Origin of the sequence: Gilliamella sp. Choc6-1 (genome assembly GCF_001690385.1) — a bacterium.
In the GTDB taxonomy this organism is placed as follows: Bacteria; Pseudomonadota; Gammaproteobacteria; order Enterobacterales; family Orbaceae; genus Gilliamella; species Gilliamella apicola_A.
Map to the genome: position 1 here is coordinate 1 of NZ_LZHI01000043.1, position 10017 is coordinate 10017.

Below are 10017 nucleotides of genomic sequence, written 5' to 3' on the forward strand. Positions count from 1 at the left end.
TGAATTAATGATACTGTCATTTTAATATTATCACCTGGCATTACCATTTCTACGCCTTCTGGTAATTCAATAGTACCAGTTACGTCAGTTGTACGGAAATAAAACTGTGGACGGTAACCTTTGAAGAATGGAGTATGACGACCACCTTCATCTTTACTTAAAATATATACTTCTGATTCAAAATCAGTATGCGGTGTAATTGAACCTGGTTTTGCTAATACTTGACCACGTTCGATCTCTTCACGTTTTGTTCCACGTAATAAAATACCTACGTTTTCACCTGCACGACCTTCGTCTAGTAATTTACGGAACATTTCAACACCAGTACAAGTCGTTTTTGTCGTTGGTTTGATACCAACAATTTCAACTTCTTCGTTGACTTTGATTACACCACTTTCTACACGACCTGTTACCACTGTACCACGACCTGAAATTGAGAATACGTCTTCAATTGGTAATAAGAATGGTTTGTCAACATCACGTTTTGGTTCTGGAATGTAACTATCTAATGCTTCTGCTAATTCAACAATTTTGTCTTCCCATGCAGCATCGCCTTCTAACGCTTTTAGCGCTGAACCACGAATCACTGGTGTATCATCACCTGGGAAATCATATTGAGATAGAAGCTCACGTACTTCCATTTCAACTAATTCTAATAGTTCTTCATCGTCAACCATATCACATTTGTTTAAGAATACGATAATGTAAGGAACACCTACTTGACGACCTAAAAGAATATGTTCACGAGTTTGTGGCATAGGACCATCAGTTGCTGCTACTACTAAAATAGCACCATCCATTTGAGCTGCACCTGTGATCATGTTTTTAACATAGTCAGCATGGCCTGGGCAGTCTACGTGTGCGTAGTGACGAGTTGGTGTGTCGTATTCAACGTGTGAAGTATTGATGGTGATACCACGTGCTTTTTCTTCTGGTGCGTTATCGATCTGATCGAATGCACGTGCTTGTCCGCCATATTTTTTAGCAAGAACAGAAGTAATTGCAGCTGTTAAAGTTGTTTTACCATGGTCAACGTGGCCGATTGTACCAACGTTAACGTGGGGTTTTGTACGTTCAAATTTTTCTTTAGACATTGATTGTCCCTCAAATGTAATACAAATCGGTGGTGATTCACCACATTAACCAAGTATTATATTTTATATAAACATAATACTAACTTAAAATTAGCTCTAGATGATAACAGATAAAGCTGTCTAGTGACAAGCTTTTAAGCAGTCAAATTCGATATTTTTAGAAGTTTAGGAGAATAACAAGAATGGTGCTGATAGGCAGATTTGAACTGCCGACCTCACCCTTACCAAGGGTGCGCTCTACCAACTGAGCTATATCAGCAATTGGAGCGGGCAGCGGGAATCGAACCCGCATCATCAGCTTGGAAGGCTGAGGTAATAGCCATTATACGATGCCCGCATGTTCAAACTAGGCTACCTAAATGCTTCAATTAGCTATTGCTAACATTAATGGTGGTGGGGGAAGGATTCGAACCTTCGAAGTGTGACACGGCAGATTTACAGTCTGCTCCCTTTGGCCGCTCGGGAACCCCACCCCGAACTTTTATAAATTTGTCTACTTAGGAAAATGGTGCCGGCTGCCGGAATCGAACTGGCGACCTACTGATTACAAGTCAGTTGCTCTACCTACTGAGCTAAGCCGGCCTAAGTGCTGCGCATTATGAACTAGAACATTTCACCTTGCAAGCAAAAAAAACAAATTTTATTTTGTTTGCTTAAAAAAAAATCAAAAATATAAAAAACCCCAAAATATTAGACAATTTTGGGGTTTTATTTAATCAAAATAATATTTTATATTATTTTTAGTTGCTCATTTTTTAGTTTCAACTATATCTTCACTAATATCACCTTTATCTTGATATATACGACCATAATAAGTATCAAGAAGAATTTGTTTTAACTCCGCAATTAGAGGGTAACGAGGATTGGCACCAGTGCATTGGTCATCAAAGGCATCTACTGCAAGCTGATCGACTTCCTCCAAAAATGCTTTTTCATCTACACCAAATTCTTTAATAGAAAATGGAATATCCAGATCTTTTCTGAGTTGATCTAACCAACCAATTAATTTCTCAACTTTCTTCTGATTATTATCAGCAGCCGTGGTTAAACCTAAATGATCAGCGATTTCCGCATAACGACTAATTGCTTTAGGATAACCATATTGGCTGAAAGTACCCTGTTTAGTAGGTTTATCCGTTGCGTTGAAACGTACAACATTACTGATTAACATTGCATTTGCTACACCATGTGGAATATGGAAAGCAGCACCAATTTTATGTGCCATTGAGTGGCAAACACCTAAAAATGCTTGAGCAAAAGCAACACCCGCTAATGTTGCAGCACTATGTACTTTTTCACGAGCAATAGGATTTTTAGCCCCTTCTTTGTAGCTTATTGGTAAATAAGCTTTAAGCATACTTAACGCTTGCAACGCTTGTCCGTCAGAAAATTCACTTGCCATAACTGACACATAAGCTTCTAATGCATGAGTCACTGCGTCATAACCACCAGCGGCACAAAGCGAGCGAGGCATATTCATAACTAAATTTGCATCAACTATTGCCATATAAGGCGTAATAGCATAATCCGCTAATGGATATTTTTGACCTGTTGCATCATCAGTAACAACAGCAAATGGAGTCACTTCAGAACCAGTACCAGAAGTAGTTGTCACACAAATTAGTTTTGCTTTTTTACCCATATTAGGGAAATGGCATGCACGTTTACGAATATCCATAAAACGCAATGCTAATTCATCAAATTTTGTTTCAGGATGTTCATAAAGCACCCACATAATTTTCGCTGCATCCATTGGAGAACCACCACCCAAAGCAATAATCGTATCGGGTTGGAAAGCTATCATTGATTCAGTGCCTTTATATACTATGCTTAAAGTCGGATCAGCCTCTACATCAAAAAATGTTTCGCAGATAACTCCTTGTGATTCTAATTGATCTGTGATTTGTTTTGAGTAACCATTATTAAATAAGAATTTATCAGTGACTAAAAAGACTCGTTTTGCTCCTTGTTCAACAACCTCATTCAAAGCAACAGGAAGTGAGCCACGTTTAAAGTAGATAGAACTTGGTAATTTATGCCATAACATGTTTTCTGCTCTCTTAGCGATTGTTTTTTTATTGATTAAGTGCTTCGGCCCAACATTTTCAGATACCGAGTTTCCTCCCCAAGAGCCACATCCTAATGTTAAAGATGGCGCTAAATCAAAATTGTACAAATCACCAATACCACCATGAGCAGCAGGTTGATTAATTAAAATACGACAAGTTTTCATTTTACTACCAAAATAAGCAATACGTTCACTGTTGCTATCTTGATCAGTGTAAAGAACCGAAGTATGACCCATACCACCCATTTCAACTAATTTTTCAGCTTTATCCACTGCTTCAGCAAAATCTTTAGCTTTAAACATAGCAAGCGTTGGCGAAAGTTTTTCATGGGCAAAAGGTTCAGATAGATCAACCTTACTCACTTCACCAACAAGTACTTTTGAACCAGCTGGCACCTTGATGCCAGCAATTTCAGCAATTTTAACTGCTGGCTGACCAACAATATTGGCATTTAACGCACCTTTATCATTTAAAATAATTGCTTGTACAGCCATAGTTTCTTTAGCATTTAGAACATATGCGCCATATTGAGTTAATAAACGACGCACCTCATCATAGACAGAATCAACCACAACAATTGCTTGTTCTGAAGCACAAATCATCCCATTATCAAATGTTTTAGACATAAGCACAGAAGCCACAGCACGTTTTAAATCAGCTGTTTCATCAATAACCACAGGTGTATTACCTGCTCCAACTCCTAATGCTGGTTTACCTGAACTGTAAGCTGCTTTTACCATACCTGGTCCGCCGGTTGCCAAAATAGCAGCAATATCATCATGATGCATCAGAGCATTTGATAACTCAATAGATGGCTCATCAATCCAACCAATAATATCTTTTGGTGCCCCAGCTTTAATCGCAGCATCTAATACGATACGAGCAGCTTCAATCGTTGATTTTTTAGCTCGAGGATGAGGTGAAAAAACAATTGCATTACGAGTTTTTAAACTGATTAAAGATTTGAAAATTGCTGTGGAAGTTGGATTAGTGGTTGGTACAATGCCGCAAATAATACCCAAAGGTTCGGCCAAAGTAATTGTTCCATAAGGCTCATTTTCAGCCACTATTCCACAAGTTTTATCGTGACGATACTTATTTAAAATATATTCTGCAGCGAAAAGATTCTTTATGACTTTATCTTCAACAATTCCCATACCAGACTCAGCAACCGCTTGCTGTGCCAGTGGAATTCTCGCAGCTGCAGCAGCTTTTGCCGCTTCCCTGAAAATTTTGTCCACTTGCTCTTGTGTATAAGTTGAATAAGTTTCTTGCGCTTTTTTTACTCGCTCCATTAACTCATTTAACTCATTCATATTAGTTACTGCCATAGATTACTCCTTGAAATTAAAAAAATAAACTTGAATCGTTTGGCGTCTTCCATGAAACTATTTTTAGCGCTTAAGCATAATAAAAAACGAATTAAGGGCTATCCTAAATCAGTTTTTTACTTTATACAATAATATATTGTACAAAAATTGAAAGAGTATCTTAATCAATAACCACTTTTGTGACATAGATCAATAAAGATAAAACTATAGCTTTTAATAATAAAATAACTGTTATTAAATGAGATTGGTGATAAAAGAAGATATTAAATAATTGTCACAGACAAATAAATCAACCCTCGCATAATTTATTTAATACATAACTTACAGCAACAAACCCAAAAGTAGCTGTAACGGTTGTAATTGCGCCAAATCCTGATTCACAATCCATTTTTTTAGGACCATTCGCTTTACTTTTTGTTAAGCATATTTGTCCATTTTTAGAAGGATACGTTAGTTGCTCAGTCGAAAACACACAAGGAATACCATATTTACCTTTGCTATCTTTATTTAATTTATAATTATACTTTAGTTTCTCACGTAACTTCGCTACCAATGGGTCTTGAATTGTCTTTGCCAAATCAGCAATTTTAATTTGAGTTGGATCTTTTTGCCCCCCTGCGCCACCAATGGTAATTACTTTCAATTTTTGTCGCTTACAATATGCAAGTACAGCAGCTTTGTCGTATACACTGTCAATTGCCTCAATAATATAGTGATAACGTGGGAATAGTTTTGTTCCTAAATATTCACCAACATTATTCATATTAATAAAATCATCAATTTCATTCACGATACATTCAGGGTTAATTTGTAAAATACGTTCAACCATAACCGAGGTTTTAGCTTTCCCAATATTGGATTTTAAAGCATGAATTTGGCGATTGGTATTTGTCACACAGACATCATCCATATCAATCAGTGTAATTTGACCAATGCCGCTACGAGCAAGTGATTCGGCGACCCAAGAACCTACGCCACCAATACCAATTACACAAATATGCGCTTGGGAAAAATACCGTAGTGTTGATTCACCATAAAGTCTTGCAATACCACCAAACCTTTGGCGATAACTATCAGAAAATGTGTTATGCATAAATATTATTCATATAACTAAAATATGGTTCATACTAACAATGCTCCGAGTTTAACACAACCTATGCCAATAATTACAATCATCGGCTAATTATTTTTTTATGTTTTGTAATTTTATCAATATAAAAATGGATACTAGCTATTAATCCTTAGCATCCATTATCAACTTGATGAGGTCAATATTTTAGTTTTTAAAGGAATGAATTGGCGCAGGAATTCTCCCTCCACGGTTGATAAAATCATATGAGCTAAATTCATTTACTGCCATTACTGGAGCATGACCTAATAATCCACCAAATTCGACATGATCTCCTACATTTAAACCCACTGCAGGAATAATACGTACTGCCGTTGTCTTATGATTAATCACCCCTATCGCTGCTTCATCAGCAATAATTGCCGAAATAGTTTCAGCTGGTGTATCGCCGGGTATAGCAATCATATCAAGCCCAACCGAGCAAACACAGGTCATTGCCTCAAGTTTTTCAAGATTAAGTGCGCCATTATTTACCGCATCAATCATTCCTGTATCTTCAGAAACAGGAATAAATGCACCACTTAATCCACCAACATGACCGCAGGCCATTACGCCACCTTTTTTTACGGCATCATTGAGCATCGCTAGTGCAGCTGTAGTGCCATGGGTACCAACGGCTTGTAATCCCATTTCTTCGAGTATATGAGCAACCGAATCACCAATTGCAGGAGTTGGTGCTAATGATAAATCAACGATACCAAATTTAACGCCTAAACGTTCAGAAGCTTCTTTACCAACCAACTGTCCCATACGAGTGATTTTAAACGCTGTTTTTTTGATCGTTTCAGCAACAACATCAAATGGTTCCCCTTTAACTTTTTCAAGCGCACGTTTAACAACGCCAGGACCGCTTACGCCGACATTAATCACACAATCGGCTTCGCCTACTCCATGAAAAGCACCAGCCATAAAAGGATTATCTTCAACTGCGTTGGCAAATACCACTAATTTAGCACACGCCATACTGCTGTTATCTGCCGTTAACTTTGCGGCTTCTTTGATGATTTTTCCCATCTGTTTTACTGCATCCATGTTGATCCCAGTTTGTGTAGAACCAACATTGACCGATGAGCAAACACGTTCTGTTTGTGCAAGTGCTTGTGGAATTGATTTTATTAAAATCTCATCACCTTTATGGTAACCCTTTTGTACTAATGCCGAAAAACCACCAATAAAGTTGACACCAACTGCTTTGGCAGCTTCATCAAGTGTTTTGGCAAACTCAACATAATCTTTGTCATCACTCGCACCTGCGATTAACGAAATAGGGGTAACTGAAATACGTTTGTTAATAATTGGAATGCCAAATTCAGCTGCGATTTCATCACCAACTTTAACAAGGTTTTTGGCAAGATGAGTAATTTTGTTATAAATTTTTTGACGAGCTTTTTTTCCATCACTGTCAATGCAATCAAGCAATGAAATACCCATAGTTATTGTACGAATATCGAGTTTTTCTTCCTCGATCATTTTAATGGTTTCGAGTATTTGCTTAGTTTCCATTCATATTATCCTTATTAAAAATTAGATTATAAACGATGCATGGCTTCAAAAATTTCTTCACGTTGTAGATTCACTTTTACTCTAAGCTTAGAGGCAGTTTGAATAAGTGCAGCTTTTGCTTCATCAAATGAGAAATTAATTTTGGATAAATCAAGTAGCATTATCATTGTGAAATATTCATCCATGATAGTTTGGCTGACATCTAAAATATTAATGTCTAATTCATATAATTTCTGGCTAATACCAGCAATAATGCCCGTTCGATCTTTACCGATAACAGTTAAAATGGTTTTCATAAAACTCTCCGAACAAATATAATACAATTAAAATTTATTTATTGAGCTAATCATAATATCACCTTCAAAATTTAATTTAATAGGAGTAAATTGTTTTTCCATAAAATAAAAAAAGATCATCACAATAAAATGAAAGGACAACACAATGATAGATTTTCAAAAATCCAATAAACTGGATCATGTTTGTTACGACATCCGTGGGCCAATTCTTGACCTCGCAAAACGACTGGAAGAAGAAGGTCAAACCATTCTCAAATTGAACATTGGAAATCCCGCACCTTTCGGTTTTTCCGCTCCAGATGAATTATTAATAGATGTTATTCGTAATTTATCTTCTTCACAAGGATACTCTGATTCAAAAGGTCTTTATTCCGCTCGTAAAGCCATTATGCAACATTATCAAGCCAGAGGAATTATTAGCCTAGGTATTGAAGATATTTATATCGGTAATGGCGTATCTGAACTGATTGTTCAATCTATGCAGGCACTACTCAATAGTGGAGATGAAGTTTTAGTCCCAATGCCAGATTACCCATTATGGACAGCGGCAATTAGCTTATCAGGTGGAAATGCTGTTCATTATTTGTGTGATGAGCAAGCTAATTGGTCACCCGATTTAGACGATATTAAACGAAAAATCACTACAAAAACCAAAGGTATTGTTATCATTAATCCTAACAATCCAACTGGTGCAGTTTATAGTAAAGAAGTTCTTCTTGGGATCGCAGAAATTGCCCGTCAAAATAATTTGATAATTTTTTCTGACGAAATTTACGATAAAATTTTATATGATGATGCAGTTCATTACTCAATAGCTGCACTGGCTCCCGATTTATTTGTAGTAACAATGAGTGGATTATCAAAAACTTATCGCGTTGCAGGTTTTAGACAAGGTTGGATGGCTCTTTGTGGACCAAAGAACCATGTAAAAAGTTATATAGAAGGTTTAAATATGCTCGCATCAATGCGCTTGTGCGCTAACGTGCCTCTACAGCATGCAATTCAGGGGGCACTAGGTGGCTATCAGAGTATTAATGAATTTATTGTACCCGGAGGACGACTTTACGATCAATGCATGTTGGCATGGCAATTACTTAATGATATTCCTGGCGTTTCATGTACTAAACCACAAGGTGCATTGTATTTATTTCCAAAGCTTGACCAAAAAAAGTTTAATATTCACAATGATCAAAAATTAGTTTTAGATTTTTTATTACACGAAAAAGTGTTACTTGTGCAAGGAACTGGATTTAATTGGCATAAACCAGATCACGTTAGAATTGTTGCTTTACCTCATTTAGGTGAACTTGAAGATGCTATTGGAAGATTTGCTAAATTTTTATCCCACTATAAGCAATAAAAGAAAATTTCAATTAAGCCTCAATGTAATTGAGGCTTACTATTATTATTACATTAACCATATTATCTATAATTCAAATCGTACTAATTAATATTAAAAATATCATTATTACGGCGATAACACATTTCTGGCATAATCAATTGATTAAAAATCTTTGTTAATTAAAAAATGAAGAGCTATTTATAAACTTGGTTAAGTATTAACAATAAATTATCTTACATCAAATTGTTAATAAAAAACCCCGATAAACGGGGTAAAATTACAAAAACAGACATCCTTGTCTGTTTTTATCTAAGTTAAATGATTAGGGCTGAACTTCTATCACACCAAAGTCTACTTTACTTGGTAATCCTGGTGATACCCTTACTACCTTAGGATTACGACCACTAACACGGTATTCCTTCGGTAAGCTTCGCGGATCGAGTTTGATAACAAAGTTACCACCACGTTCCCAACGTCCACCCGATACATCGACTAAATGGTAACGCCCATGTGCATCAGTTGTGATAATCTCTCCTCGCACCGTGATTAATTTCACGCCACCAAGTCCTTCCTCACCTTCGTCTTGCACTCCATTACCATTTTTGTCCACAAACACTTTACCAAAAATTAATGCATTATCAAATAATGGGTCTGACGTCACTGTCACTGTTGCTTGAGCTATATTTGACACCACCTTACCTGTTAAGGAATTTAATGCCATTGCTGTGTTCGTATACTCACCTTGAGTTACACCTGAACCCACCACTAACATATAGCTAATGACCATTTCACCATTACCCGATAAACTTACCTTGTCATACGTCACCGTTCTGCCACCTTTCGGATCCATCACTTTCTTACCGTTAACTCGTGATGAACCATTAACAAATTTAAAGCCCGCAGGTAAAATATCTTTAATTTTGATATTTGCTGGTTGTGCTTTATTGTTAATTACTTTAAGAGTATACGGCACTATATCACCCACCACCACATTGTCTTTTAACGCTGTTTTGATGATAGTGATATCTGCATCCGAGGCACGGTAGCCCAAAGCCATATCATTCACCTCAACACTCGTGAAAGTAATAGACTTCTCTTTTAATGCTACCGGTATCGTATGTGCACCACCCACGCCATTATACGTCACTGATGACGGCGGCGCTGATACATCTATTTGGTCATGCTCAACAGCATTACCGCCGATATCCGTATACTTTTCAAAGAATGGAACTTTTTCATATAACGGACTGTTG

The 10017-nt window shown here is 36.8% G+C and carries 7 protein-coding genes and 4 tRNA genes; 1 reads left to right on the forward strand and 10 read right to left on the reverse strand.

The window, feature by feature from the left end:
- From tuf to A9G36_RS06585, 9 genes are all read right to left on the reverse strand, one after another.
- On the reverse strand, positions 1-1094 hold a 1094-nt coding region (gene tuf, locus A9G36_RS06545; protein ID WP_065585537.1), incomplete at its 3' end, for an elongation factor Tu.
- 183 nt (positions 1095-1277) lie between these two features.
- Positions 1278-1353: transfer RNA gene (locus A9G36_RS06550), tRNA-Thr, on the reverse strand.
- Between the two features lie 3 nt (positions 1354-1356).
- A tRNA-Gly gene (locus A9G36_RS06555) sits at positions 1357-1431 on the reverse strand.
- A 51-nt stretch (positions 1432-1482) separates the two neighbouring features.
- Positions 1483-1567, reverse strand: a tRNA-Tyr gene (locus A9G36_RS06560).
- Positions 1568-1600: 33 nt separating this feature from the next.
- Positions 1601-1676, reverse strand: a tRNA-Thr gene (locus A9G36_RS06565).
- A gap of 166 nt (positions 1677-1842) precedes the next feature.
- Positions 1843-4494, reverse strand: a complete 2652-nt coding sequence (gene adhE, locus A9G36_RS06570; protein ID WP_065568942.1) for a bifunctional acetaldehyde-CoA/alcohol dehydrogenase — start codon at positions 4492-4494, stop codon at positions 1843-1845.
- 289 nt (positions 4495-4783) lie between these two features.
- Complete coding sequence (tcdA, locus tag A9G36_RS06575; RefSeq protein ID WP_065568943.1) at positions 4784-5587, reverse strand: tRNA cyclic N6-threonylcarbamoyladenosine(37) synthase TcdA; 804 nt, start codon at positions 5585-5587, stop codon at positions 4784-4786.
- Positions 5588-5770: 183 nt separating this feature from the next.
- Complete coding sequence (locus tag A9G36_RS06580; RefSeq protein WP_065568944.1) at positions 5771-7126, reverse strand: PFL family protein; 1356 nt, start codon at positions 7124-7126, stop codon at positions 5771-5773.
- 26 nt (positions 7127-7152) lie between these two features.
- Complete coding sequence (locus tag A9G36_RS06585; protein WP_034946844.1) at positions 7153-7422, reverse strand: ACT domain-containing protein; 270 nt, start codon at positions 7420-7422, stop codon at positions 7153-7155.
- Positions 7423-7567: 145 nt separating this feature from the next.
- Between A9G36_RS06585 and A9G36_RS06590 the strand changes: the two genes are divergently transcribed.
- Positions 7568-8782, forward strand: a complete 1215-nt coding sequence (locus A9G36_RS06590; protein ID WP_065568945.1) for a pyridoxal phosphate-dependent aminotransferase — start codon at positions 7568-7570, stop codon at positions 8780-8782.
- Between the two features lie 304 nt (positions 8783-9086).
- On the opposite strand, the gene A9G36_RS06595 is transcribed toward A9G36_RS06590, so the two are convergent.
- Positions 9087-10017 (reverse strand): SdrD B-like domain-containing protein (locus tag A9G36_RS06595; protein ID WP_141670629.1); only part of this gene is annotated, 931 nt, incomplete at its 5' end.

Excerpts from the sequence above, each read along its gene's own strand:
- adhE (WP_065568942.1), bottom strand. The coding sequence starts at position 4,494 with ATGGCAGTAACTAATATGAATGAGTTAAATGAGTTAATGGAGCGAGTA.
- tcdA (WP_065568943.1), bottom strand. The coding sequence starts at position 5,587 with ATGCATAACACATTTTCTGATAGTTATCGCCAAAGGTTTGGTGGTATT.
- A9G36_RS06580 (WP_065568944.1), bottom strand. The coding sequence starts at position 7,126 with ATGGAAACTAAGCAAATACTCGAAACCATTAAAATGATCGAGGAAGAA.
- A9G36_RS06585 (WP_034946844.1), bottom strand. The coding sequence starts at position 7,422 with ATGAAAACCATTTTAACTGTTATCGGTAAAGATCGAACGGGCATTATT.
- A9G36_RS06590 (WP_065568945.1), top strand. The coding sequence starts at position 7,568 with ATGATAGATTTTCAAAAATCCAATAAACTGGATCATGTTTGTTACGAC.